This window comes from Pseudomonas lutea (assembly GCF_000759445.1).
Classification (GTDB): Bacteria; Pseudomonadota; Gammaproteobacteria; order Pseudomonadales; family Pseudomonadaceae; genus Aquipseudomonas; species Aquipseudomonas lutea.
Genome location: NZ_JRMB01000003.1, coordinates 153,307 through 178,254, shown reverse-complemented (window position 1 = coordinate 178,254; position 24,948 = coordinate 153,307). Strand labels below are relative to the sequence as shown.

Here is a 24,948-nt window from a genome sequence, read left to right as displayed (position 1 = left end):
TCATGCCCAAACCTACACCAAGCCTGAGCACATGCCCCCCACCGAACTCCCTCCCCCTACGGATACTCTTATTGCTTAGGCGTTTGCCTTGTATAGTTGCGACTTCTTCTGAGGAGATCCCCATGCGCATTCCTTCCCGTTTGATTGGCGGTGTTCTGGTTGCCAGTCTGCTGACGCAACTGACTGCCTGCGGCAGTATTTTTTACCCTGAACGTCGTGGCCAGATTCAGGGCAGCGGCCGGATGGACCCGGCTATTGTCATCCTCGACGCCATCGGCCTGCTGTTCTACATCATCCCCGGCGTAATCGCTTTCGGCGTGGACTTCGCTACGGGCGCGATCTACCTGCCAGGCGGCAAACAAGCGCAGGTCGATCCGCAGAAGCTGGCGCCGGCGGTTCGCACTGACGGCACGGTCGACAATCTCAAACTGCAGGCCATTATCCAGACTGAACTTGGCCGCTCGCTGCCATTGGACGACCCGCGCCTGATTCAGCACAAAGGCAGTACCCAGCAGCTTGCCGCTCTGGGCCTCGTGCCGTCGGCTTGAGTTTTTTGATTTGAAGGAAGCGCCATGAGCACCAGCCCCGAACACGCCCGCTTATTGCGTCTGGCCACCCGCGCGTCGCTGGCGGTGGCGAGCATTCTGATTGTCGCCAAAGCGGTGGCGTGGTGGCTCAGCGGTTCGGTCAGCTTGCTGGCCGGCCTTACAGACTCCTTGCTTGATGGCGCGGCGTCATTTCTCAATCTGCTGGCGGTGCACTACGCATTGCGCCCGGCCGATGACGATCACCGTTATGGTCACGGCAAAGCCGAAGCGTTGTCAGGCATGGCGCAGGCGTTGTTCATCGCGGTGAGTGCGTTTCTGATCGGCTTTCAGGCGATCGACCGCATTCAACACCCACATCCGCTCGGTGATCCGGGGCTGGGCTTGCTGGTGATGGTGCTTTCGATTGGCCTGACGATCGCGCTGCTGGCGCTGCAGCACCGCGTGGTGAAAGCCACAGGCTCGGCGGCAATTCGCGCGGACTCGCTGCACTATCGTTCGGACCTGCTGCTCAACTTCAGCATCATGCTGGCGCTGGGGCTGGCGTACTACGGCTATTCCCAGCTGGACGCGTATTTCGGTCTGGCCATCGCGTTTTACATTCTGTGGAGCGCGATCTCCATCGCCCGCGAGACCGTGTCGGTGCTGATGGACGCGGAGTTGCCGGTGGACGTCAGCGCAAAGATGCTCGAACTGGCTGAGGGCGTACCAGGCGTGCTCGGCGCGCACGACCTGCGCACTCGGATCTCGGGCAACCATTGGTTCGTGCAACTGCACCTGGAACTGCCGGGCACGTTGACGCTGTCGGTGGCGCATGACTTGTGCGAGCGGGTTGAAACGGCGATTCAGGAGGCATTTCCCAAAGCCGAAGTGCTGGTGCATGCCGATCCGCAGGAAGTCGTGAACCGCGATGGCGCACACCAAGGCGGCCCGATTTTGAGCTGACAACGCCTTTGTGGGACCGGCTTTAGCCGGGAAGGCGTCGGTTGTCACGCCGCAAATTTGATGGCGTTCAAACCGGCCTCTTCCCGGCTGAAGCCGGTCCCACTCAGGCATATGCGGTTACAGACCCGCGCTGTTACTGCTGAATGCTATACCCCCGCCCTGCATAACAACTGGCCATCGCCTGACGGTACACACCCAGCACTTCCGGTGCGGGTTGGTAGCCGGCGCTGGCCGGGTCGAAGTTGCTCTGCTGCACCGCGTAACGGTAGCAATCGTAGCGATCCTGTTCGATTTCCTGTTGCGGCTTGCCGTTAGGCGGATAGGCCACTACGTCGTAGGGGTTCGCTGCCTGCTGAATCGGCTGCTGCTGCGGCTGCTGCGGTGAAAAGACCGGCTCGACACCCTGCGGCGGCTCGGCTACCACGTATTCCTGGGTGTTCTGCTCGTAGGTGTAATACGTCCCGGCAGCGACGAAAAACAGCGAGCTGCCCAGCCAGACCTGTTGCGCGTAGTCCGGCAGGTAGCGGACGCGAACACCGCGCGGCGGCTCTACGACCACATAACGCGGCCCTTGCGGGCGATACCAGTACCCGCTGGAGTAGTAATAATCCCCACCGCGATAGGGCACCCGCGAATAACCGCCCGGCATGCGGTCGATCTGGTAGCCGGGACGATAACGCGGGCCCGCGCCCCAACCGTCGCCATGTCCACCGGGACGGCCGGCCTGCCAGTTGCCGTTGTCGGGGCGATGATCACCCCCGCGCCAGCGGCTGTCTTGAGGTTGGTCCCGGTAAAAACCCTGACGCGGCTCCTGCGTCTGAACGACCGTGTCAGGCCGACCCTGAATGGGCAAGCCACCCTGACGGTCCTGCAGCTGACGCTGCTGCTGCTGCTGTTCCTGCTGACGGCGTTGCTGGTCCTGCATCTGCTGACGCTGTTGCTGTTGTTGCTGCTGCTGTTGGCGTTGGTCGTCGCGCAGATTGCGCTCGCGTTCCTGCTGCTGGCGCTGCTGATTGGCGCGCTCTTGCTGATTCTGCTGAATCTGCCGATTTTGTTGCAGCTGTTCCTGCTGGCGCTGCTGCTGTTGCTGCTGCGCCTGCTGTTGGCGTTGTTGCTGTTGCTGACGCTGTTGGTCGTCGGCAAAACCGCGCTGGTTCTCTTGCTGCTGGCGCTGCATCTCGAAGCCGCGCTGCTGCTGTTGGCGCTGCTGCTGCTGCTGCTGCTGCTGCTGCTGATTATTGTCGTCGGCCAACACCTGAGCGCTGACACTCAAGGCCAAGAGACTGACACCTGCCAAACGCCAGATGCGCATATTCATGCTTTCCTCACTGCGGCGCGGATACCTATGGATAGGACTGCGGGTCGGGTGCGCCGTTCGCCGCACTCTATCAGCGTGGCGAACGAAACCCTAGAAGCGCTAGCGCCGTTCAGTGCTGAATTTCGGGCGCAAAAAAAGAGGGCTCAATGGCCCTCTCTCGAATACTTCGTCCTGGCTCGACGCTTTTGACGCCGGCTCACCTCGCATCGTCTTCTGGACAGTGCGTAGCCCGGTGGCCTGATCAACCCTGTCGGGCTGGAGGCCGCGGCTGGCCTGATTGGGCGGGCCGCGCTGGACGCTATGTCCGGGCAGTGATTCTGGTTAAAAGAATAGGCTTCGGCAGACGACACAGGATTGCGAATGTTGCTGATGAAAACACCGCTTGCGCAATAATTCGCCTCAGATAGATAATCCAGCGCAATCCATTCATTAAAGGCCCTCAACGTGAGCAAGCTCGACAGATATGACCTGAGTATTTTGGCCGAACTGCAGCGGGACGCGCGGATCTCCAATCAGGAGCTGGCCGAGCGCATCGGCCTGTCACCCTCGCCCTGCTCGCGACGCGTGAAGCAACTGGAGGACGACGGCTATATCGTGCGCCAGGTCGCGCTGCTGGACCGCAAAAAGCTGGGGCTAAGCCTGACTGCGTACGTGCTCATCGGCATGGACCGTCACACGCCCGATCGCTTCGAGAACTTCGAGCAGCACATCCTCAACCTCCCGCAAGTGCTGGAGTGCAGCCTGGTGACCGGGATCGACGCCGATTACCAGCTCAAGGTGGTCGTGCCGGACATGGACCATTACCAGAAATTCCTGCTCGGCCATCTGACGCGTATCGATGGAGTGACCAGCGTGCGCTCGAGCTTTGTGCTGAACCAGGTACTGGCGAGCACCGAACTGCCGCTGGTTCACCTGCGCGGCTAACCCGCGTCTGGCAAGGAGTCGTGCATGGATCCGGCAGCGTTCGAAGAATGGATGATGACGCTCCTGATCACCGGGCTGGTCGGGTTCATGGGTTTCATCGTCTGGGACTTGGCGAAGAAGTCCAAAGCCGGACGTTTCGGCACCTTTCTTCTCTTCGGCGTGTTGGGCCTGGGGATTCTGGCGTTTGTGATCAAGAGTGTGGTGATTGCGTATCTGTAGCGACAAAGCTGCGACCAAAAGCCCAGCTCGCGCAGCCTGCATGCACCCACTGAAGGAGCGCGCTTGCCCGCGAAAGATAGAGCAAGCACCCAATTCCGCGCTGACACACCATCAATCCCCCATATGCAGCAGGTACACCCGACACCTCTCCGGCGCCAGCACCATTTTTCGCGGGCAAGCGCGCTCCTACACCTGTCCGCATTCGCCCAGTCAGAGGCATTTGTAGCGTCATCCAGCCAGCAGAACCGGACGGTCGCGATTATGTGGACCGCACAGCAACGTCAGCCGGGCAAGGACCCACTGTAGGAGCGCGCTTGCCCGCGAAAAATGTCGGCGGCACCCCATTCGACACTGCCACACCACCAATCGTCCGCATGCAGCAGGTACACCCGACACCTCCCCGGCGCCAGCACCATTTTTCGCGGGCAAGCGCGCTCCTACACCTGTCCGCATTCGCTCAGCCAGCAGGATTTGTAGCGTCATCCAGCCAGCGGAACCGGACGTTCGCGGTGATGAAGCCGCCCAGCAACGTCAGCCATGCACGGACCCATTGTAGGAGCGCGCTTGCCCGCGAAAAATGTCGGCGGCACCCCATTCGACACTGCCACACCACCAATCGCCCGCATACAGCAGGTACACCCGACACCTCTCCGGCGCCAGCACCTTTTTTCGCGGGCAAGCGCGCTCCTACACCTGTCCGCATTCGCTCAGCCAGCAGGATTTGTAGCGTCATCCAGCCAGCGGAACCGGACGTTCGCGGTGATGAAGCCGCCCAGCAACGTCAGCCATGCACGGACCCACTGTAGGAGCGCGCTTGCCCGCGAAAGAGCGTGCCAGCCCCCTAATTACCCAGTTAGAAATCAAAGCTTCGCCGGCACTTCCTTCCACTGACCCTGATCCAGACCCTCAATACTCCAATCCCCAATGCGCACACGCACCAGTCGCAGCGTCGGCAGCCCGACCGCCGCCGTCATCCGACGCACCTGCCGGTTTCGTCCTTCCTTGATGACCAATTCGAGCCAGCTCGTCGGCACGCTTTTGCGGAAGCGCACCGGCGGATCACGTGGCCAGAGCTGTGGTTCGTCCAGTTGCCGGGCCTGTGCAGGCAGGGTCGGGCCGTCGTTCAGCTCGACCCCGTCACGCAGCGCTTGCAACTGCTCGTCCGTCGGCTCGCCCTCGACCTGCACCCAGTAGGTTTTGGCCAGCTTGTGTTTGGGATCGGCGATGCGCGCCTGCAACTGACCGTCGTTGGTCAGCAGCAGCAAGCCTTCGCTGTCGCGGTCCAGACGCCCTGCGGGGTAGATGCCGGGGATATCGATGAAATCCTTCAGCGTCGCCCGGCCTTCGCCATCGCTGAACTGGGTCAGCACGTCGAACGGCTTGTTGAACAGCACCAGCCGAGGTTCGGCAGGCGGCGTCTTGGCGACACGCCGGGGTGCGCCCGTGCGATCAGGTGAGGGACGGCGGGAATCGGGACGTGAATTACGGGACATGGGAAACCGGTAAACAAGTGACGGAAACGGAAAAGACCACTAAAAACAGAAAGGGCCACTTTAGTGGCCCTTTCGCTCAACGCCTAGCGCCTTAACGGAACGGTGGTTCGTCGAAGCTGCGCAGCTTGCGCGAGTGCAGCGAGTTGAGCTGCGTGCGCATCAGATCCAGCGCGGCAATGCCGATCTTCAAATGCTGAGTCACGGCACGCTCATAAAACGCGTTGGCCGAACCCGGCAGTTTGATCTCGCTGTGCAACGGTTTGTCGGACACGCACAGCAGCGTCCCATACGGCACGCGCAAGCGGTAACCCTGCGCGGCGATGGTGCCGCTTTCCATGTCCACCGCCACGGCGCGAGACAGGTTGATCAACGGCCGCTCCTGCGCCCAGCGCAATTCCCAGTTGCGGTCGTCGTAAGTCAGCACGGTGCCGGTACGCAGACGCTTCTTCAGGTCCTCGCCACGCTCGCCAGTGACTTGCGCGGCTGATTCCTGCAGCGCCAACTGCACCTCGGCCAGCGCCGGAATCGGGATATTGGGCGGCAGAACGCGATCAAGAATGCCGTCGCGGCGCATGTACGCGTGGGCGAGCACATAGTCGCCGATGGTTTGCGACTGACGCAGACCGCCGCAGTGCCCGATCATCAGCCAGCAATGCGGACGCAGCACGGCGAGGTGATCAGTGATGTTCTTGGCGTTGGACGGGCCGACGCCGATGTTGACCAGCGTCACGCCATGCCCGTCTTCGGCAATCAGGTGGTAAGCCGGCATTTGATAACGGTGCCAGACCACGCTGGAGACGATGGCCTGGGCTTCGCCGTAATCCATGCTCTTGTCGACGATGACGTTGCCCGGCAGGACCATCTTCACGAAACGCGGATCATCGCGCAGTCTTTCCAGCCCATGAACGATGAACTGGTCAACGTAGCGGTGGTAGTTGGTCAGCAGAATCCACGGCTGGACGTGGCGCCAGTCGCTGCCGGTGTAGTGCACCAGACGGCGCAGCGAGAAATCGACACGGGCGGCGTCGAACAGCGCGAGCGGCAGCGGATCGGTATTGGCCCAGTCGTACAGGCCGTCAGCGATACCATCGGTGGCAGCCGACAGATCGGTGCTCGGGAACACCCGTGCCAGCGTCGCAGCCGTCACACCCGTGCCGGCCAGCTCATCGCCCTGCTCAACCACGTACGGATAAGGAATATTTTGCTCGCTCACGCCCACTTCTACCGTCACGGTGAAGTCGTTCATCAGGGGCACAAGCTGTTCGAGCAGGTATTTGCGGAACGCCGCCGGGTGGGTAACGGTGACGCTGTAGGTGCCAGGCAGTTGCACCTTGGCATAAGCGCGCGTGGTGAGTGGGACTTCGCCATGGCAGTGGTAAGTCAGGCGGATTTCCGGATAGCGGAACATCAGACGCTCGGCGGCATCGGGTTCAACGCGGTCTTTCAAGTAGCGCTTGAGCGCCTGGCTCAAGGCATTGGTTGCCCGTGCGTGCAGCTCGGCGAGCCGGTCGACGGCTTGTTCGGCAGTTTCTACGACGATAAAAGCTTCAGTCACGATGCATACCCTTCTGATCTTGCAAGCGCACATCTTGCCTGCAACAGATGACGAAGGCACGATCTGGCTGCGGCACGTGCGGTAATGGACGCGTTATGCCTGCGGTGAGGACCTCGCGACCAGCGCTTGCACATCGACCCCACGCGGCAAGGCACCGTAGACCCGACCCGGCTGGTCCAGGCGGCCGGCGATGAAGCCGTCGCTGACCACCTCATTGCCTGCTTCCAGCAGCAGTTTCGCCTGAAGCGCGACGGCGATGTCTTCAGTGAGTTGCCGGGCGCGGTACTGGATATCGCTGGTGTCCTGGAACGCTGCCTTCAGTTGCTGAATATGCGCAGCCAGACGCTTGTCGCCATGCCCATCGCCGAGTTCGTCAAACAAAGCATCGAGCACACCAGGCTCTTTGGACAGCGCGCGCAAGACGTCCAGGCATTGCACGTTGCCGGAACCTTCCCACGTCGAATTGACCGGCGCTTCCCGATACAGGCGCGGCAGGATCGTGTCCTCGACATACCCCGCGCCGCCCATGCACTCGGCCGCTTCGTTGATCATCGCTGGCGCTCGCTTGCAGATCCAGTATTTGCCCACTGCCGTCACCAGCCGTGCGAAACGGGCTTCATGGCCGTCATCCAGGCGCTCCAGCGAACGTCCCATACGCAAGGTCAGCGCCAGGGCGGCTTCGCTCTCCAGCGCCAGGTCGGCGAGCACGTTTTGCATGAGCGGCTGTTCGCTGAGGACGCGACCGCCGATGCTGCGATGGGCGCAGTGGTGCGCGGCCTGGGTCAGGGCCTGACGCATGAGCGCGCTGGAGCCGGTCATGCAATCGAAGCGGGTCATCGCCACCATTTCGATAATGGTCGGTACGCCGCGCCCTTCCTCGCCGACCATCCAGGCCAAAGCGCCGCGAAACTCCACTTCGCTGGACGCGTTGGACCAATTGCCCAGTTTGTTCTTCAGCCGCTGTATGTAGAACTCGTTGCGGGTGTCGTCCGGGCGATGGCGCGGCAGCAGGAAGCATGTCAGGCCCTTATCGGTCTGGGCCAGGGTGAGAAAGGCATCGCACATCGGCGCCGAGCAAAACCATTTGTGCCCGACCAGTTCATAGGCCTGGCCGGGGCCCGGCTGGCCGACCGGATACGCGCGCGTGGTGTTGGCGCGCACATCGGTGCCACCCTGCTTTTCGGTCATGGCCATGCCGATGGTTGCACCGGCCTTGTGGGCGATGCCGACATTGCGAGGGTCGTATTGGGTGGCAAGGATCTTCGGCAACCACGTTTCGGCCAGATCAGGCTGAAGGCGCAACGCAGGCACGCTGGCGAAGGTCATCGTCAGGGGACAACCGCTGCCCGCTTCGGCCTGGGTGTGCAGGTAACTCATGGCGGCGCGGGCTACATGAGCGCCCTCACGAGGATCAGTCCAGGGCAACGAAGGAATGCCGTGTTCGATCGCCGTCTGCATCAGTTGATGGTAGGCAGGGTGGAACTCAACCAGATCGATGCGATGCCCATAACGGTCATGACTGGCGAATACGGGTTTGTTCTGATTGGCGAGGAACCCCGCTTCCATCAACGGGCCGCCGGCCAATGCGCCGTAGGCGTCGATCTGGTCCTGCGCCCAACCCGCACCGAAGCGCTGCGACCATTCTTGCAGCGGCAGGTCGATGCGGTAAAGGTTGATGCCGTCCAGCGAAGGCGGCTGATTGGTGACCTCATGGGTCTCGGCAAATTGATGCAGGTTGATGCGCTGGTCCATGAGGCGACTCCGGTCCGGGCAGCACGCGGCGATCGTGCGGAAGCTCTAGTGAATCACGCGCCCCGCCACAACGACAGCGCCAAACCCGACGAAATCACGGCGCTTTCGCTGCGTTGCCGTGCGCACATCCACTGTAGGAGCGCGCTTGCCCGCGAAAAATGGCCGCAACACCCAATGAGTCACTGACACACCACCGCTCGCACGCACGCACGCACGCACGCATCAGATACAGCCGACACATCTCTGGCGGCAGCAAGATTTTTCGCGGGCAAGCGCGCTCCTACAACTGGGGGCATTCGCCCATCCAGCTAAACAAGACTGTCGCATTCGACAGGCCACCCGGGAGCGCAAGCCATGCACGCACCCACTGTAGGAGCGCGCTTGCCCGCGAAGAATGGCGGCAACACCCAATGCGTCACTGACACACCACCGCTCGCCCCGCCCGTATCAGATGCAGCCGACGCATCTCTGGCGGCAGCAAGATTTTTCGCGGGCAAGCGCGCTCCTACACCCGGCAGCGTTCGCTCAGTGGTTGCGTATTAAGTGCTGGCCGGCAATCCCTGCCAAGCGATCTACACGACCGGCGCGGAATCTGCGCGTTTGATGTCCAGGCTCAAGCGGAACTGGCTGCCGTTGCCAGGCTCGGACTGATGGCTCAAGCGCCCGCCCTGCAATTCGATCAGTTGTCGGCAAATGGCCAGGCCGATGCCCAGTCCGCCGTATTCGCGGGTCGTCGAGCCGTCGACCTGGAAGAAATTGGCGTACAACGTCTCTTCATCCAGCCGACTGAAGCCTATGCCGGTGTCGATCACGTCGATCACCAGCCTTATGTGCCCGGCGTCTGCGCTTTGGCCGTTAACCCGGACCTTCACGGCCCCGGTTTTGGTGAATTTGATCGCGTTGTCCAGCAGGCACTCCAGGCACTGGCGCAGCTTCACGCCGTCGCCCTCCAGGCTGTCCGGCAACATCTCGTCAAGCTCCACGCTCATTCCCAGCGCCTTGCCGCGCGCCAGCGGTTCAAAGCGGCTGCGAAGCTGGAACAGCAGATGGCGCAGGCTGAACGGTTCAGTGCGCACGGTGATTCGGCCCGCTTGCAGTTCGGTCAGCGTAAGGATGCCGTTAACGATGCCCATCATGTTCTGCGCCGAATCCGCGGCGGTCTGGCGATACAGCTCAATCTCGCTCTCGGCGACGTCCATCTGCATCAACTCCAGCGAGCCGATCACCCCGTTCATGGGCGTACGCAGTTCATGGGTGAGCGTGGCAAGAAATTCGTCCTTCAAGCGGTTGCTCACCGCCAACTGCTGGTTGAGGGTTTCAAGCCCATGGCGCGACTCCTCCAGGATGTGCGCTTCGCGCTCGCGCATGGCATTGATGCGGTCGGCCAACGCCAGCGACAGCAAAGCCACCTCAATGACAGAGCCGATCTGGCTGGCGTACATCGTCCAGAAGGTGTTGGGCAAATGCCCCAGCAGCATCGTTGCGTTGACCACCCCGCCAATCAGAAACGCCGACCAGCCGAAAATAAAGTAGCGCGCCACGCGCCGGCCCTTGAACCACGCCGCCAGGCCGATCAGCAGCACAACCGGGGTGAACAGCAATACCAGTCCGGTGACCAGCCGCAGGGCGATGCCGTAATCCATGGTCAACGCAAGCGCCATGATCACCGCCGCGCAGACCATCATCAGCAGCAACGGTACGTCCAGCCAGCGGCTCAGGCTGGGCGTCTGCAGGAATTTGCGGGTGAACTGGCTGGCAAACAGGATGGCGCCGGCAATCAGAAAGGTCGTCGAGGTATTGGCCCACCATGGGTTATCCGGCCAGAAATATTCGATTCCTGCGCCGTTCACCGATACCTGATACAGGCCAAAAAAAGTGATGTAGAGGATGTAGTGCAGATAGGCGGTGTCGCGCACGCTGAGGTAGATGAACAGGTTGTAGACCAGCATCACCGCCAGCACGCCGTAGATCATGCCCAAGATGTACAGCCGCGACGGTTGCTCTTCTATATAAGCGTGGCTGGCCCACAGGTTGAGCGGCGCCTGAACCGAACCATGGCTGGCGACGCGCAGGTAGACGGTCTTGGTCTCGTGGGCATTGAGGTTCAGATCGAACACATAATTGTTCTGCTTAATCTGCCGGCTGGAGAACGGCAGCATGTCGCCGGTGTTCCACGCCAGGGTCGGCCGGGCGTCGTCGTCGCCCAGGTACAGATCAACGTGGTCCATGGGCGGGTAAGCCATTTCCAGCAGCCAGTCAGCCGAGGCCAGCGGGTTGGCGGGACGGTAGGTCAGACGCACCTTGAGCCAGAACGCCGAACGCGAATAGCCGGCGTTGAGCGATTGCCCGGTGAGCGGCCGAAAACGTTTCAAGCCGTCTGGCGAGGAGACCTCTTGGATGGTTGCATCGCCCGTCGGGTCTTCAAACACCTGCGTCTCGGGACCCAGTGCCAAGCTGCGGGTGTTTTCATCGAAGTCAACAGCGCTGGCCAATACGGGCAGCAGACAGAGAATGAAGGTCAGAAACAGACGCACGCGACACCGCCCTGACACGGATGACTGCCACAAGGCACCGTGGAATCGTGGGACGGGTTCGCAGCTCTGCGAATGACCTTTGTATCTGTCGATTGGCTCAGCGGGCAACGCACTTGCAGGTACTCATTTGGCGGAACGGATCAAGCGCCACAGGATAACGACTGATAGCTCGATGACACCATCTAAATCTGTGCACTGTGCAGGATGGGCTCGTTCACATGTCAGGTTGAACGCGATGCACTTGGTAGGACCGGCTTTAGCCGGGAAGGCGTCAGATGTCTCGCTGCAAAATCAATGGTGAACGCACCGGCCTCTTCCCGGCTGAAGCCGGTCCTACTGAACACCGCATGCACACAGTGGAATGCTGTTAGCCAGGAAATTGCCTCGTGGTACAGGCTGGTCGCGATGCACTTGGTAGGACCGGCTTTAGCCGGGAAGGCGTCAGATTCTCGCTGCAAAATCAATGGTGAACGCACGGGCCTCTTCCCGGCTGAAGCCGGTCCTACTGAACACCGCATGCACACAGTGGAATGCTGTTAGCCAGGAAATTGCCTCGTGGTACAGGCTGGACGCGATGCACTTGGTAGGACCGGCTTCAGCCGGGAAGGCGTCAGATGTCTCGCTGCAAAATCATCGGTGAACGCACCGGCCTCTTCCCGGCTGAAGCCGGTCCTACTGAACACCGCATGCACACAGTGGAATGCTGTTAGCCAGGAAATTGCCTCGTGGTACAGGCTGGACGCAATGCACTTGGTAGGACCGGCTTTAGCCGGGAAGGCGTCAGATTCTCGCTGCAAAATCAATGGTGAACGCACCGGCCTCTTCCCGGCTGAAGCCGGTCCTACTGAACACCGCATGCACACAGAAGAATGCTGTTAGCCAGGAAATTGCCTCGTGGTACAGGCTGGACGCGATGCACTTGGTAGGACGGGCTTTAGCCGGGAAGGCGTCAGATGTTTCGCTGCAAATCAATGGTGAACGCACCGGCCTCTTCCCGGCTGAAGCCGGTCCTACCGAACACCGCATGCACACAGTGGAATGCTGTTAGCCAGGAAATTGCCTCGTGGTACAGGCTGGACGCAATGCACTTGGTAGGACCGGCTTTAGCCGGGAAGGCGTCAGATGTCTCGCTGCAAAATCAACGGTGAACGCACCGGCCTCTTCCCGGCTGAAGCCGGTCCTACTGAACACCGCATGCACACAGTGGAATGCTGTTAGCCAGGAAATTGCCTCGTGGTATAGGCTGGACGCGATGCACTTGGTGGGACTGGCTTTAGCCGGGAAGGCGTCAGATGTTTCGCTGCAAATCAATGGTGAACGCACGGGCCTCTTCCCGGCTGAAGCTGGTCCTACTGAACACCGCATGCACACAGTGGAATGCTGTTAGCCAGGAAATTGCCTCGTAGTACAGGCTGGACGCAATGCACTTGGTAGGACCGGCTTTAGCCGGGAAGGCGTCAGATGTCTCGCTGCAAAATCAACAGTGAACGCACCGGCCTCTTCCCGGCTGAAGCCGGTCCTACTGAACACCGCATGCACACAGTGGAATGCTGTTAGCCAGGAAATTGCCTCGTGGTACAGGCTGGACGCGATGCACTTGGTAGGACCGGCTTTAGCCGGGAAGGCGTCAGATGTCTCGCTGCAAAATCAACGGTGAACGCACCGGCCTCTTCCCGGCTGAAGCCGGTCCTACCAAGAGCATGCGTACTGCCGCAAAATGATTGTGTTTGCACCGGCCTCTTCCCCGCTGAAGCCGGTCCCACCGGCAAAAACTTTAGTGGTAAGCTCGCGCACCATGAATATCTATAGCTCCCGCCCTGTTGTCCTCTGTCTCTCCGGCCACGACCCCAGTGGCGGCGCCGGCTTGCAGGCAGATATCGAAGCCCTGCTCGCTCAGGGCTGTCACGCTGCTCCTGCAGTGACCGCCCTGACCGTTCAAGACACCGTGAATGTCACTGACTTCCGTGTGCTGGACCGTGAATGGGTGTTGGCGCAGGCCAATGCCGTGCTCAACGACTCCACCGTTGCGGCGGTGAAGCTGGGCATGCTGGGTTCGCTGGAGATGGTCGACACCGTCGTCGATCTGCTGACGGCCCATCCGCACTTGCCGATGGTCTGCGATCCGGTATTGCGCGCCGGTGGCGGCGGTCGACTGGGCAAGGATGAAGTGGGCTACGCGATGCGCGAGCGCCTGCTGCCTCTGGCAACCATCGCCACACCGAACCTGCCCGAGGCGCGCATTCTCGCCGAGCTGCCCGAGGGTACGGCGGATGAATGCGCCGAGAAGCTACTGCCATTCTGCGAGCATTTGCTGATCACCGGCGGGCACGGCGATGAGCACGAAGTGCATAACCGCCTGTACATCCGCGGCGGTCAGTCGCGCACCTTTACCTGTCAGCGTCTGCCGGGCAGCTACCACGGTTCCGGCTGCACGCTGGCCAGTGCGCTGGCGGGAAGGCTGGCCCACGGTCAGGACCTGATCGGTGCTGTGCAACTGGCGCTGGATTACACCTGGCGCACCCTGCGCGATGCCGAACAGCTGGGTCGGGGGCAATTTGTTCCCCGTCGCCTGCCGCTGGATTTCTGCTCGTAACGCCACGAATAAGAGGCACCCTTGATGAGACTACGTGGCTTGTATGCCGTGACCGACAGCCAGCTGTTGGCCGGCAAATTCCTGTCTTACGTCGAAGCTGCCCTGGATGGCGGTGTGACCCTGCTGCAGTACCGGGACAAATCCTGTGACGAGACCCGCCGTCTGCGCGAGGCCTCGGCGCTGCTCAAACTCTGCGAGCGCTACAAAACCCGCCTGATCATCAATGACGACGCCGAAGTAGCCGCACGCCTAGGCGTCGGCGTACACCTGGGGCAAACCGACGGATCGCTGCCGGATGCCCGCGCCTTGCTGGGGCACAAGGCAGTCGTGGGTGCGACCTGCCACGCGCAGCTTGAGCTGGCCGACAAGGCTAGGGCGGATGGCGCCACGTATGTCGCCTTCGGCCGCTTTTTCAATTCCCAGACCAAACCCGGCGCGCCCACGTGCAGCCTCGACCTGCTCAGCCAGGCGCGCAAGCGCATCAAATTGCCGATCGCGGTGATCGGCGGGATTACGCTGGAAAACGCCGCCCCACTCGTCGCCCACGGCGCCGATTTGCTCGCCGTCGTGCATGGGCTGTTTGGGGCCGAGTCGACCCAGGAAGTCACCCGCCGCGCCCGCGCTTTCAACGATTTGTTCAAGCCCGCCTGATTCTGCTTCAGGCCGGTTGCGCACTCACTCATTCCGATTCAAACAGAGACCTCATTATGTCCCGCTCCGAAACGCTATTCGCCAACGCCCAGAAACACATCCCTGGCGGCGTCAATTCTCCGGTCCGCGCTTTCAAAAGCGTCGGCGGCACGCCCCTGTTCTTCAAGCACGCCGTCGGCGCCTACGTCACTGATGAAGACGACAAGCGTTACGTTGACTACGTCGGCTCGTGGGGCCCGATGATTCTGGGCCACAGCCACCCGGACGTATTGGATGCCGTGCGCAAGCAACTGGAGCACGGTCTGTCGTATGGCGCTCCGACCGAGATGGAAACCGAGATGGCCGACCTGGTCTGCTCGATCGTGCCGTCGATGGAGATGGTCCGCATGGTCAGCTCCGGTACCGAAGCCACCATGAGCGCGATCCGTCTGGCGCGCGGCTTTACCGGTCGCGACAGCATCATCAAGTTCGAGGGCTGCTATCACGGGCACTCTGACAGCTTGCTGGTAAAGGCCGGTTCGGGCGCGCTGACCCTGGGCGTGCCGAGTTCGCCGGGTGTTCCCGCAGCCTTCGCCAAGCACACGCTGACCCTGCCGTTCAACGACATCGAGGCGGTCAAGACCATGCTCGCCGACGTCGGTCAGGAGGTGGCGTGCATTATCGTTGAGCCGGTTGCGGGCAACATGAACTGTGTACCGCCTGCGCCGGGCTTTCTGCAGGGCCTGCGCGAAGCGTGTGACGAACATGGCGTGGTGCTGATTTTCGACGAAGTCATGACCGGCTTCCGCGTTGCCCTTGGCGGTGCGCAGGCTTACTACGGCGTAACGCCAGACCTGAGCACCTTCGGCAAGATCATCGGCGGCGGCATGCCGGTCGGTTGCTTCGGCGGCAAGCGCGAAATCATGTCGCACATCGCGCCGCTGGGTCCTGTGTATCAGGCCGGTACGCTGTCGGGTAACCCGTTGGCGATGGCGGCGGGTCTGACCACGCTGCGCCTGATCAGCCGTCCGGGTTTCCACGACGAACTGAGCGCGTTCACCACGCGCCTGCTCGAAGGCCTGCAACAGCGGGCCGACGCAGCCGGCATCCCGTTCGTGACCACCCAGGCGGGCGGCATGTTCGGCTTGTACTTCAGCGATGCCAAAGAGATCGTGACGTTCCAGGACGTGATGACCAGCGACGCCAGCCGCTTCAAGCAGTTCTTCCACCTCATGCTGGAAGGCGGCGTGTACCTGGCGCCAAGCGCATTCGAAGCCGGTTTCACCTCGATTGCCCACGGCGATGCCGAGCTGCAATTGACGCTGGATGCTGCCGAGAAAGCGTTCGCCCAACTGAAATAACGCAGACCGGGCGGAACGGATGCCGCCCGGGCACTCATGGCTAACCTCCCTGAAAGCAGGCCGATGAAGCCCGCGCAGCAGAAAATCAGTAAAGACTTTGTAAGGTGGCCCCCGCTTATTTCATAATGCGCAGCCAGCACATCTCGCTGGACGGGCATGCCCGCACCTTTTTCAGAGGTAAATCGACTTCCATGAACCGCACCGGCCGCACCCTTGCATTGGGCTGCCTGTTGCTTCTTCATCCCCTGCTGGCAAATGCAGGTGGCAACTCGTTGTTGATCCCAGCGGTGGGTCGTTGCACCCTCAATGCCCAGCCAGACAACCTGCCAGCAGCGTTGTCGGCCTGCCAGCAGGCGGCTCAGGGCGGGGATGCGCAGGCGCAATACGAGTTGGGGGAGTTTTACTACGAGGGTAAAAACGCGCCGCGCGATTTACCCCAGGCCCTCAATTACTTCGAGCAGGCATCCTTGCAAGGCCACGCCCAGGCGCAGTATCAGCTCGGCTTGATGTTTTTCCGGGGCGAAGGCGTGCAGGCCAATAACATTCAGGCGTACATCGTGCTGAAGATGGCGGCGGTCAACGGTTCGGAAGATGCGCTGGATCAAGCAGACGAAGTGTCTGCGCAAATGAAGCGCGAAGACCTGGACGTCGCTACGCAGGTGCTGGGGCAGATCTTCCGCAAATACCTGCTGGAGTTGCAAACCGCTGAAGGACGCACGCCATTTGCGCCCTTCCCTGCCGACAGCGCCACCAAGCCCTGAGCGCAATCAGCTCTCTGAAGCCGGTTACTTGTCCGGCATCGGCATCGGGAACGGCATGACGTTACCGGTGTGGCGCGCTTCGCTGATTTTCGCTGTGCCCATTCGCTCCACTTCATCGATGCGCACAATCGAGTGCATCGGGACAAAGCTGCGCACCACGCCATCAAATTGAGCTTTGAGCTTCTCTTCGCTGGGGTCGACTACCACGGTCGTGCGCTCGCCGAAGACGAATTCTTCCACTTCCAGAAAACCCCACAGATCACTCTGATAGATCTGTTTGGCGTACATTTCGAACACCTGTCCCTGGTTGAGAAAAATCACCTTGTAGATTGGAGCTTCGCGTTTGGTCATAACAGGCAGGCAGTGATCAGCGTTTTGAAAAGGGCGCGAACTATAGCATGCCGCTCGTTAGACGACGCTAGGAACCCGGGGCCCGCATCCCTATAATGCGCGGTTCTTTGAATCACCTGATGAACCCGCATGGCCAAGAAGCTTTACATCGAAACCCACGGTTGCCAGATGAACGAGTACGACAGCTCGCGCATGGTCGATCTGCTGGGCGAACATCAAGCACTGGAAGTCACCGCACGGGCAGAAGACGCCGACGTCATCCTGCTCAACACCTGCTCGATCCGTGAGCGGGCGCAGGACCGCGTGTACTCCCAGCTTGGCCGCTGGCGTGAACTCAAGCTGGCGAACCCCGAGATGGTCATTGCCGTCGGGGGCTGCGTGGCGAGCCAGGAAGGCGCGGCCATCCGCGATCGCGCGCCCTACGTTGACGTAGTCTTCGGTCCGCAGACCCTTCACCGCCTCCCGGAAATGATCGACGCGGCACGCATCACGCGCCTGCCGCAGGTCGATGTGTCGTTCCCGGAAATCGAAAAGTTCGACCACCTGCCCGAGCCCCGCGTCGATGGCCCGACTGCGTATGTGTCGGTCATGGAAGGCTGCAGCAAGTACTGCACCTTCTGCGTGGTGCCTTACACCCGCGGCGAAGAAGTCAGCCGGCCGTTCGACGACGTCATCAGCGAGGTTTTCCACCTGGCTGAAAACGGCGTGCGCGAAGTGACCCTGCTGGGCCAGAACGTCAACGGCTACCGCGGCACGACCCACGACGGTCGGCTGGCGGACCTTGCCGAACTGATCCGCGTGGTCGCAGCCATCGACGGCATCGACCGCATTCGCTACACCACCTCGCACCCATTGGAGTTCTCCGACAGCCTTATTCAGGCTCACGCCGACGTGCCGGAGTTGGTCAAGCACCTGCACCTGCCCGTGCAGTCTGGCTCCGACCGAATTCTGGCAGCGATGAAACGCAACCACACCGTCCTTGAATACAAGTCGCGTCTGCGCAAGCTGCGCGCAGCGGTGCCGGATATCTGCATCAGCTCCGACTTCATCGTCGGCTTCCCGGGCGAAACCGAGAAGGATCACCTGCAGACCATGAAGCTGGTGGAAGACGTCGGCATGGATTTCTCCTACTCCTTCGTTTACAGCGCGCGCCCGGGCACCCCGGCTGCAGACCTGCCTGACGACACCCCGGAAGAGGTGAAGAAAGAACGCCTCAAGCAGTTGCAGGACCTGATCAATCGGCAAGGCCTGGAGATCAGCCGCAGGATGGCCGGCACCGTGCAGCGGATTCTGGTCACCGACTATTCGAAAAAGGACCCGGGCGAATTGCAGGGCCGCACCGAGAACAACCGCATCGTCAACTTCCGTTGCGATAACCCCCGGTTGATTGGCCAGTTTGCTGACGTGTACATCGACAGCGCCCAACCTCACTCGCTCCGCGGGTCGTTGTTGCAATAGGCGAATACGCCCCCATGTAGACGTCACGCATGAATCCTGCAGGCAGCGCCGGGCATCAGACCCCGCGAGAAGGCAGCCATACGTCGGCTGCCCCGGCGTGTGACCAAGCTCGCAGCCCTGGCGAACTGTCTGTTACAGGGTGCCCTCCAGCGTCCCTGAACCGCTCATTTACCCGTTAGTAAGTGAGCCCTTTCAGACGTTGCCTGCAGGGGTTATCCTTCACGTCACTTCACATTGCCGTCGGGCGGCCCAAAACCACTTTGAACGCACCTATCGAACCACATCGCTTCAGCCTTGAACCTATCGAGGCCCATCGCTTCGCCAATCTGTGCGGGCAATTCGACGAGCATCTTCGCTTGATCGAACAGCGCCTGGACATCGAGATCCGCAATCGCGGAGCCCAGTTCGAGATCATTGGCGATCGCAAAAAATCCATTTCGGCAGAGAACCTGTTGCGCCGGCTGTATCGGGAAACGAAAGCGACCGAACTGTCACCGGACATGGTCCATCTGTTCCTGCAGGAATCCGGTGTCGAAGAGCTGGACAACCATCCTGCGGCCGAGGTCGGCGTGGCCTTGCGTACCAAAAAAGGCATGATTCGCCCGCGCGGCTTGAATCAGCAACGGTACGTGAAAGAAATCCTCGCCAACGATATCAACTTCGGCATCGGCCCGGCCGGTACCGGCAAGACGTATCTGGCCGTCGCCGCTGCAGTGGATGCGCTCGAGCGCGAAACCATTCGCCGCATCCTGCTGGTGCGTCCTGCCGTTGAGGCGGGCGAAAAACTCGGCTTCCTGCCCGGCGACCTGTCGCAGAAGATCGACCCGTACCTGCGCCCGCTGTACGACGCGCTGTACGAGATGCTCGGCTTTGAATACGTTGCCAAGTTGATCGAGAAACAGGTCATCGAGGTTGCACCGCTGGCCTACATGCGCGGTCGCACGCTGAACAACAGCTTCATCATTCTCGACGAGAGCCAGAACACCACCGTCGAGCAGATGAAGATGTTCCTGACGCGGATCGGCTTCGGCTCCACGGCAGTGATCACCGGTGACATCACCCAGATCGACCTGCCACGCGGCACCAAGTCCGGCCTGAACCACGTCATTGAAGTGCTCAAGGAAGTGCCGGGAATCAGCTTTACCCACTTCAAGCCCAAAGACGTCGTTCGCCACCCGCTGGTGCAGCGCATCGTCGAGGCTTACGAGCGCTACGAAGAACGCACCGATCATCCGACCACCGCTCAGGACTCCCGGGAACCACGCCGCGATGCTTGAGCTGGATCTGCAAGTCGCGAGTCAGGCAAGCGCTCCGAGCGAAGCCCAGTTCCGCCTCTGGTGTGAAATGGGCCTGCGCCAGCGTTCTGCTGATTCCGAGATGACCATTCGCCTCGTCGATGAAGCCGAAGGCCGGGAGCTCAATCACACTTGGCGGCACAAGGATTACGCCACCAACGTGTTGTCGTTTCCCGCTGACGTCCCTGACGAGTTGCTGGATATTCCGTTGCTGGGTGATCTGGTCATCTGCGTTCCCGTTGTCGCGCGTGAAGCCGCCGAGCAAGGTAAATCGCCGGACGCCCACTGGGCGCATCTGGTGATTCACGGCTGCCTTCATTTGCTGGGCTACGATCACATCGACGATGAAGAAGCCGACGAGATGGAAGCGCTGGAACGAGAGTTGCTTGCAGAGCTTGGCTATCCGGACCCCTACGCCGACGATGAAGTTGGCGACACCCCTCTTTTAGAAACATCAGCCAAGGACCACGAGTAAGGGCTATGAGCGAAGACCGATCGAGCAACGGGCAAAAGTCATGGTTGGGCAAACTGACCCAGGCATTTGCCCATGAGCCGAAAAACCGCCAGGAGCTGCTGGAGCTGCTGCGCGAAGCCCACCAGAACAAACTGCTGGACAGTGAAGCGCTGGCCATCGTCGAAGGCGCCATTCAGGTCGCCGACCTGCAGGTGCGCGACATCATGGTGCCGCGCTCGCAGATGATCAGCATCAAGGCCAGCCAGACGCCCCGCGAGTTCCTGCCTGCGGTGATCGATTCCGCGCACTCTCGCTATCCGGTCATCGGTGAAAGCCACGATGACGTGCTTGGTGTCCTGCTCGCCAAAGACCTGCTACCGCTGATTCTGAAAGAAGACGGCGGCAGCGGCGACGTCAAGAGCCTGCTGCGCCCGGCGACCTTCGTCCCGGAATCCAAGCGTCTGAACGTGCTGCTGCGGGAATTCCGTGCCAATCATAATCACATGGCTATCGTCATCGACGAGTATGGCGGCGTCGCCGGCCTGGTGACCATTGAAGACGTGCTTGAGCAAATCGTCGGCGACATCGAAGACGAGCATGACGTCGAGGAAGACAGCTACATCAAGCCGCTGCCAAGCGGTGACTTCCTGGTCAAGGCACTGACGCCCATCGAGAGCTTCAACGAGTTCTTTGACAGCGGCTTCTCCGACGACGAGTTCGATACCGTTGGCGGCCTGGTGATGAACGCGTTCGGGCATTTGCCCAAGCGTAACGAGATCACCGAAATCGGCGCGTACCGTTTTCGCATCCTGAATGCCGACAGCCGTCGTATTCACCTGCTGCGCCTGAGCCCGATCAACCGCTCGTAGGGCCTTTACCCGTTTTAAGGAATGTAAATGCGCTGGATCACCCGCCCCGGCTGGCCCGGTAACCTGCTGGCCATGGTGGCCGGCGCGTTGATTACCCTGGCCCTGGCACCCTTCGATATCTGGCCGCTGGCGATTGTCGCGCTGGTGCTTTTCTACCTCGGGCTACGCGACCTCACACCACGCCAGGCCCTGTGGCGTGGCTGGTCATACGGGTTCGGCCTGTTCGGCGGCGGCACCAGCTGGATTTACGTCAGCATTCACACCTACGGCGAAGCACCGGTCTGGCTGGCAGTGTTCCTGATGGTGCTGTTCTGCGCTTCGGTGGCGTTCTTTTTTGCCTTGCCGGCGTGGATCTGGGCCCGGTGGATCCGCCGCAACGAAGCCCCTCTGGCCGATGCACTGGCGTTCGCTGCATTGTGGTTCGGTCAGGAGATGTTCCGTGGCTGGTTCCTCACGGGGTTCCCTTGGCTCTATTCCGGCTACAGCCAGTTGGACGGGCCGCTCAAAGGTCTCGCGCCCGTGGGCGGCATGTGGCTGCTTTCCTTCGCGCTCGCGCTGACCGCCGCATTGCTGTGCAACCTGCCTCGTTTGCGCACACGCCTGCCTTTAATGGCGGCGGGCATTGTGCTGCTGCTCGCACCATGGGTTGTGGGACTGGCGCTGAAAAATCACGCCTGGACCGAGCCTTCCGGCAAGCCGTTGAGCGTTGCGGCCATGCAGGGCAACGTCGAGCAAAGCATGAAATGGGATCCGGCGGCGCTGAATGCGCAACTTGCGCTGTACCGGGACATGACGTTTACCTCGAAGCGGGCTGATCTGATCGTCTGGCCGGAAACGGCGGTGCCGGTGCTGAAGGAGTCGGTTGAGGGGTATCTGTCGGTGATGGGCAAGTTCGCGGCTGATCGCGACTCGGCGCTGATCACCGGCGTGCCGTTGCGGGAAAAGGGCACTCACGGGGAATTCCGTTACTACAACGCCATTACCGTAACAGGTGAAGGCGACGGCACTTACCTGAAACAGAAGCTGGTGCCGTTTGGCGAATACGTTCCGCTGCAGGATCTGTTGCGCGGATTGATCACATTCTTCAACCTGCCGATGTCCGACTTCGCGCGCGGCCCTTCCGGGCAGGCGTTGTTGCAGGCGAAGGGTTATGAGATCGCGCCGTACATCTGCTACGAAGTGGTCTATCCCGAATTTGCAGCAGGGCTCGCCGCGCAAAGCGACCTGTTGCTGACGGTGAGCAACGACACCTGGTTTGGCACCTCGATCGGCCCGCTGCAGCATTTGCAGATGGCGCAGATGCGCGCGCTGGAGGCCGGCCGCTGGATGATCCGCGCCACCAACAACGGCGTCAGCGCGCTGATCGACCCGTTTGGCGAGATCACCACGACGGTGCCGCAGTTCGAGCGCGCCGTGATGTACGGCGAAGTCACCCCGATGCAAAACCTGACGCCCTACCTGCACTGGCGCTCATGGCCACTGATCATCCTGTCGTTGCTGCTGGTGGGCTGGGCATTTTTTGCCGGCAGGATTGCGAAGGCGGTGTAATACCCGAACGTTGATGCGACCTGGCGGTTTCCAAACCCGGAGGCTGCCGGGGCCTCGTCGATTTCTGATTGGGGAGATTGTCCATGCCTGCCTCAATCTAACGTCTCCGACATTTTCCGTGCCTGCCTCGATCTAACGTCTCCGACATTTTCCGTGCCTGCCTCGTTCTGTAGGAGCCGGCTTGCTGGCGAACCAGATTGGCCAGTCACCGTTGCAGCGCCTGCCTGACGCATTCGCCAGCAAGCCGGCTCCTACAGATTCGGGTGTGTCAGTTCCATCTCGGAAAGCCGGGTTGCCTCGCGGGACACGCCACGCGACTACGGACAATGTCTTCAACATCTACCCTGCCTGCCTCGATCTAATGTCTTCGATATTCTCCGCGCCTACTCGATCTGTAGGAGCCGGCTTGCTGGCGAACCAGATTGGCCAGTCACCGTTGCAGCGCCTGGCCTGACCCATTCGCCAGCAAGCCGGCTCCTACAGATTCGGGTGTGTCAGTTCCATCTCGGAAAGCGCTGGGTCGGCTCGCGGGACACCCACGCGCGCCTACAGACAACGTCCCCGACATCTAGCTTGCCTGCCTCGATTTAACGTCTCCGACATTTTCCGTGCCTCCTCGATCTAATGTCTTCGATATTCTCCGTGCCTGCCTCGATCTAACGTCTCCGACATCTTCCGTGCCTGCCTCGATTTAACGTCTCCGACATTCTCCGTGCCTACTCGATCTGTAGGAGCCGGCTTGCTGGCGAACCAGATTGGCCAGTCACCGTTGCAGCGCCTGCCTGACGCATTCGCCAGCAAGCCGGCTCCTACAGATTCGGGTGTGTCAGTTCCATCTCGGAAAGCCGGGTTGCCTCGCGGGACTCTCACGCGCGCCTACAGGCGAACCAGCCCGCTAGGTCACCGGTAAAACAACTTGTACCCGACCAGCCCCGCCACTTCGTTGATCAACTGGCCGTTCTGCCACACCGCTTTCGCCTCGGGCATCCAGCCGCCGAATGGGCGGGCGTTGTCCACGCTCAAGAATCCGACCGGCGCTGCGACCACGTTAAAACCGGCTTTCTCGAAACTCCAGACTGAACGCGGCATGTGCCATGCCTGGGTCACCACCACCACGCGCTTGATGCCTTGGGGGAGTAAAATTGCCGCCGTCATGTTGGCGTTTTCCCAAGTCGTGCGGCTTTCTCCTTCCTGCCAGCGGACGTTCACGCCGAAGTCGTCGCGCAACGAGTCGGCCATAATCGCTGCCTCGCTCGGCGGCTCACCATAATGCAGGCCGCCGGTGGTGAGCACCGGCAAACCGGACGCCTTCGATAAACGCGCGGCATAGCGCATGCGTTCCAGCGCAACGCCGGTCGGGATGTCAGCACCCCAGCTTGGGGCATTGCGCTCGCGGCCCGACCCAAGAATTACGATCGCATCAGCGCGCTGCGCCAGCGTTGCCCATTCGCTCTGCGGCAGTGGCGGGACGCTCTCAATCCCCCTCGCCGTCCACTCCACCACGACTGGCAGACTCATCCCCGTCATGCCGCCCACACCAAGCACGAACATCACGCGCGCCAACATCGGGCGGCGATTTCTCAACCACCAGGCAAGCACTAACAGGAGCAGGAAAATGCCCGGAGGAAGGAGCAGATTTTTGATGAAATAACGAAAGGGCATCGGGCATCTCCAAAGATGCCCGAAGCCTAGAAGCAATGACGCGAAGCAGCAATGCTCGATTGGCCGGGGTCAGCCCCCGCAGAAGTTAACGCTTGAAATGTTTGGTGGAACTGTAGCGACTCAACTTAGCCGACACCTTGGCTCGGCGCTGATCCTTGAGCCAGATGACATTGGCTTTTGGATGTGGCCCTCGCATTGGCTCGGAAGGCTCCGTCGAGGGACTGAAAGCCTCCCTCGTGACAGTCGCAGAGCCTTCTTTGAAGACGACTTCGCTTCTGCCCAGATAAGCCTCGATCAACTCAAACTCGGCGTGACTCAATCCGCGCAACTCAAGCTCGGCGGGGGATTCGTTTCGAAGCCGCACAGCTGTTTTCGCCGTATCCAGAGCCAGGCCCAGACGATCAATCAAACGGTCATACACATCAGGGTTCTCTACTTCATGCCGCAGCTCTGCCATCCGTTCACCTCACTGAAAGTAAACACTTAACCCCCGTCAGTGAGCTTAGCGGTGCCACAAAAACCGGCGCGATGCAGCGACCAACGGTGGATGCTGCATGTGGCAGGTCTGCGCCACGCAATCAGGGTTTCCCTCGGCTTGGTAGCCTCATGTATGCTACGGCGCTTCCTGTAATTCCACTTCCGCCCAACCGGGCATGGATGCATCGCAACGCCGACGGCCTC

General features: G+C 60.9%; 22 protein-coding genes. 14 read left to right on the top strand and 8 right to left on the bottom strand.

The window, feature by feature from the left end; genetic code table 11:
* Window positions 1–122 precede the first annotated feature (122 nt).
* The gene (locus LT42_RS21675; RefSeq protein WP_037018032.1) at window positions 123–548 is read left to right on the top strand and encodes a hypothetical protein; all 426 of its coding nucleotides are present in this window, start codon (window positions 123–125) and stop codon (window positions 546–548) included.
* A gap of 24 nt (window positions 549–572) precedes the next feature.
* The gene (locus tag LT42_RS21670; protein ID WP_052075366.1) at window positions 573–1,490 is read left to right on the top strand and encodes a cation diffusion facilitator family transporter; all 918 of its coding nucleotides are present in this window, start codon (window positions 573–575) and stop codon (window positions 1,488–1,490) included.
* 133 nt (window positions 1,491–1,623) lie between these two features.
* On the opposite strand, the gene LT42_RS26055 is transcribed toward LT42_RS21670, so the two are convergent.
* On the bottom strand, window positions 1,624–2,415 hold the full coding sequence (locus tag LT42_RS26055) for a DUF6515 family protein (protein ID WP_208855926.1): 792 nt from the start codon (window positions 2,413–2,415) through the stop codon (window positions 1,624–1,626).
* Here LT42_RS26055 and LT42_RS26350 point away from each other — a divergent pair.
* The 3 genes from LT42_RS26350 to LT42_RS21650 all read left to right on the top strand — a co-directional run bounded on the left by LT42_RS26350 (window position 2,401) and on the right by LT42_RS21650 (window position 3,951).
* On the top strand, window positions 2,401–2,997 hold the full coding sequence (locus LT42_RS26350; protein ID WP_070356542.1) for a hypothetical protein: 597 nt from the start codon (window positions 2,401–2,403) through the stop codon (window positions 2,995–2,997). The two genes, LT42_RS26055 and LT42_RS26350, sit on opposite strands and share 15 nt — an antisense overlap.
* A gap of 255 nt (window positions 2,998–3,252) precedes the next feature.
* Window positions 3,253–3,732, top strand: coding sequence for an Lrp/AsnC family transcriptional regulator (locus LT42_RS21655; RefSeq protein WP_037018030.1), 480 nt, complete (start codon window positions 3,253–3,255; stop codon window positions 3,730–3,732).
* 24 nt (window positions 3,733–3,756) lie between these two features.
* Window positions 3,757–3,951 carry a DUF2788 domain-containing protein gene (locus LT42_RS21650; RefSeq protein WP_037018027.1) on the top strand — a complete coding sequence of 65 codons (195 nt, stop codon included), beginning with the start codon at window positions 3,757–3,759 and terminating at the stop codon, window positions 3,949–3,951.
* 860 nt (window positions 3,952–4,811) lie between these two features.
* On the opposite strand, the gene LT42_RS21645 is transcribed toward LT42_RS21650, so the two are convergent.
* From LT42_RS21645 to LT42_RS21630, 4 genes are all read right to left on the bottom strand, one after another.
* A complete protein-coding gene (locus LT42_RS21645) occupies window positions 4,812–5,444 on the bottom strand; it encodes a pseudouridine synthase (RefSeq protein WP_037018025.1) in 633 nt (210 codons plus the stop codon).
* A gap of 91 nt (window positions 5,445–5,535) precedes the next feature.
* Window positions 5,536–7,032, bottom strand: coding sequence for an AMP nucleosidase (gene amn, locus LT42_RS21640; protein WP_162835424.1), 1,497 nt, complete (start codon window positions 7,030–7,032; stop codon window positions 5,536–5,538).
* Window positions 7,033–7,092: 60 nt separating this feature from the next.
* On the bottom strand, window positions 7,093–8,739 hold the full coding sequence (locus tag LT42_RS21635) for an acyl-CoA dehydrogenase family protein (protein WP_037018535.1): 1,647 nt from the start codon (window positions 8,737–8,739) through the stop codon (window positions 7,093–7,095).
* A 584-nt stretch (window positions 8,740–9,323) separates the two neighbouring features.
* A complete protein-coding gene (locus tag LT42_RS21630) occupies window positions 9,324–11,285 on the bottom strand; it encodes a sensor histidine kinase (protein ID WP_037018019.1) in 1,962 nt (653 codons plus the stop codon).
* A gap of 1,795 nt (window positions 11,286–13,080) precedes the next feature.
* Here LT42_RS21630 and LT42_RS21625 point away from each other — a divergent pair.
* The 4 genes from LT42_RS21625 (at window position 13,081) to LT42_RS21610 (ending at window position 16,630) form a co-directional block, all read left to right on the top strand.
* Window positions 13,081–13,878 carry a hydroxymethylpyrimidine/phosphomethylpyrimidine kinase gene (locus tag LT42_RS21625; protein ID WP_037018533.1) on the top strand — a complete coding sequence of 266 codons (798 nt, stop codon included), beginning with the start codon at window positions 13,081–13,083 and terminating at the stop codon, window positions 13,876–13,878.
* A 24-nt stretch (window positions 13,879–13,902) separates the two neighbouring features.
* Window positions 13,903–14,529 (top strand): thiamine phosphate synthase, encoded by a 627-nt coding sequence (gene thiE, locus LT42_RS21620; protein ID WP_037018016.1) that lies wholly within the window; start codon window positions 13,903–13,905, stop codon window positions 14,527–14,529.
* A gap of 56 nt (window positions 14,530–14,585) precedes the next feature.
* A complete protein-coding gene (gene hemL, locus LT42_RS21615) occupies window positions 14,586–15,869 on the top strand; it encodes a glutamate-1-semialdehyde 2,1-aminomutase (RefSeq protein WP_037018014.1) in 1,284 nt (427 codons plus the stop codon).
* A gap of 191 nt (window positions 15,870–16,060) precedes the next feature.
* Window positions 16,061–16,630: a tetratricopeptide repeat protein gene (locus LT42_RS21610; protein WP_037018530.1), complete on the top strand. Its 570-nt coding sequence runs from the start codon at window positions 16,061–16,063 to the stop codon at window positions 16,628–16,630.
* 24 nt (window positions 16,631–16,654) lie between these two features.
* On the opposite strand, the gene LT42_RS21605 is transcribed toward LT42_RS21610, so the two are convergent.
* Window positions 16,655–16,981, bottom strand: coding sequence for a DUF1820 family protein (locus LT42_RS21605; protein ID WP_037018011.1), 327 nt, complete (start codon window positions 16,979–16,981; stop codon window positions 16,655–16,657).
* 129 nt (window positions 16,982–17,110) lie between these two features.
* Here LT42_RS21605 and miaB point away from each other — a divergent pair, with 129 nt between their 5' ends.
* From miaB to lnt, 5 genes are all read left to right on the top strand, one after another.
* Window positions 17,111–18,439, top strand: coding sequence for a tRNA (N6-isopentenyl adenosine(37)-C2)-methylthiotransferase MiaB (gene miaB / locus LT42_RS21600; RefSeq protein ID WP_037018008.1), 1,329 nt, complete (start codon window positions 17,111–17,113; stop codon window positions 18,437–18,439).
* A 260-nt stretch (window positions 18,440–18,699) separates the two neighbouring features.
* Window positions 18,700–19,716, top strand: coding sequence for a PhoH family protein (locus LT42_RS21595; RefSeq protein WP_037018006.1), 1,017 nt, complete (start codon window positions 18,700–18,702; stop codon window positions 19,714–19,716).
* Window positions 19,709–20,209 carry an rRNA maturation RNase YbeY gene (gene ybeY / locus LT42_RS21590; protein ID WP_037018004.1) on the top strand — a complete coding sequence of 167 codons (501 nt, stop codon included), beginning with the start codon at window positions 19,709–19,711 and terminating at the stop codon, window positions 20,207–20,209. Before LT42_RS21595 ends, ybeY begins: the two co-directional genes overlap by 8 nt.
* A gap of 5 nt (window positions 20,210–20,214) precedes the next feature.
* Window positions 20,215–21,057, top strand: coding sequence for an HlyC/CorC family transporter (locus LT42_RS21585; protein WP_037018000.1), 843 nt, complete (start codon window positions 20,215–20,217; stop codon window positions 21,055–21,057).
* 27 nt (window positions 21,058–21,084) lie between these two features.
* Window positions 21,085–22,605, top strand: coding sequence for an apolipoprotein N-acyltransferase (gene lnt / locus LT42_RS21580; RefSeq protein ID WP_037017998.1), 1,521 nt, complete (start codon window positions 21,085–21,087; stop codon window positions 22,603–22,605).
* 900 nt (window positions 22,606–23,505) lie between these two features.
* On the opposite strand, the gene LT42_RS21575 is transcribed toward lnt, so the two are convergent.
* Together LT42_RS21575 and LT42_RS21570 are read right to left on the bottom strand one after the other, a co-directional pair.
* A complete protein-coding gene (locus tag LT42_RS21575) occupies window positions 23,506–24,267 on the bottom strand; it encodes a YdcF family protein (protein WP_037017995.1) in 762 nt (253 codons plus the stop codon).
* Between the two features lie 85 nt (window positions 24,268–24,352).
* Entirely contained in the window at window positions 24,353–24,724 is a 372-nt protein-coding gene (locus tag LT42_RS21570) for a hypothetical protein (protein ID WP_037017993.1), read from the bottom strand.
* Between the last annotated feature and the right edge of the window lie 224 nt (window positions 24,725–24,948).

Coding starts and splice junctions, on each gene's coding strand:
- miaB (WP_037018008.1), top strand. CDS start 17,111: ATGGCCAAGAAGCTTTACATCGAAACCCACGGTTGCCAGATGAACGAG.
- lnt (WP_037017998.1), top strand. CDS start 21,085: ATGCGCTGGATCACCCGCCCCGGCTGGCCCGGTAACCTGCTGGCCATG.
- thiE (WP_037018016.1), top strand. CDS start 13,903: ATGAGACTACGTGGCTTGTATGCCGTGACCGACAGCCAGCTGTTGGCC.
- LT42_RS21675 (WP_037018032.1), top strand. CDS start 123: ATGCGCATTCCTTCCCGTTTGATTGGCGGTGTTCTGGTTGCCAGTCTG.
- ybeY (WP_037018004.1), top strand. CDS start 19,709: ATGCTTGAGCTGGATCTGCAAGTCGCGAGTCAGGCAAGCGCTCCGAGC.
- LT42_RS21625 (WP_037018533.1), top strand. CDS start 13,081: ATGAATATCTATAGCTCCCGCCCTGTTGTCCTCTGTCTCTCCGGCCAC.
- hemL (WP_037018014.1), top strand. CDS start 14,586: ATGTCCCGCTCCGAAACGCTATTCGCCAACGCCCAGAAACACATCCCT.
- LT42_RS26055 (WP_208855926.1), bottom strand. CDS start 2,415: ATGCAGGACCAGCAACGCCGTCAGCAGGAACAGCAGCAGCAGCAGCGT.
- LT42_RS21610 (WP_037018530.1), top strand. CDS start 16,061: ATGAACCGCACCGGCCGCACCCTTGCATTGGGCTGCCTGTTGCTTCTT.
- LT42_RS21585 (WP_037018000.1), top strand. CDS start 20,215: ATGAGCGAAGACCGATCGAGCAACGGGCAAAAGTCATGGTTGGGCAAA.
- LT42_RS21645 (WP_037018025.1), bottom strand. CDS start 5,444: ATGTCCCGTAATTCACGTCCCGATTCCCGCCGTCCCTCACCTGATCGC.
- LT42_RS21575 (WP_037017995.1), bottom strand. CDS start 24,267: ATGCCCTTTCGTTATTTCATCAAAAATCTGCTCCTTCCTCCGGGCATT.
- LT42_RS21570 (WP_037017993.1), bottom strand. CDS start 24,724: ATGGCAGAGCTGCGGCATGAAGTAGAGAACCCTGATGTGTATGACCGT.
- LT42_RS21605 (WP_037018011.1), bottom strand. CDS start 16,981: ATGACCAAACGCGAAGCTCCAATCTACAAGGTGATTTTTCTCAACCAG.
- LT42_RS21670 (WP_052075366.1), top strand. CDS start 573: ATGAGCACCAGCCCCGAACACGCCCGCTTATTGCGTCTGGCCACCCGC.
- amn (WP_162835424.1), bottom strand. CDS start 7,032: ATGTGCGCTTGCAAGATCAGAAGGGTATGCATCGTGACTGAAGCTTTT.
- LT42_RS21650 (WP_037018027.1), top strand. CDS start 3,757: ATGGATCCGGCAGCGTTCGAAGAATGGATGATGACGCTCCTGATCACC.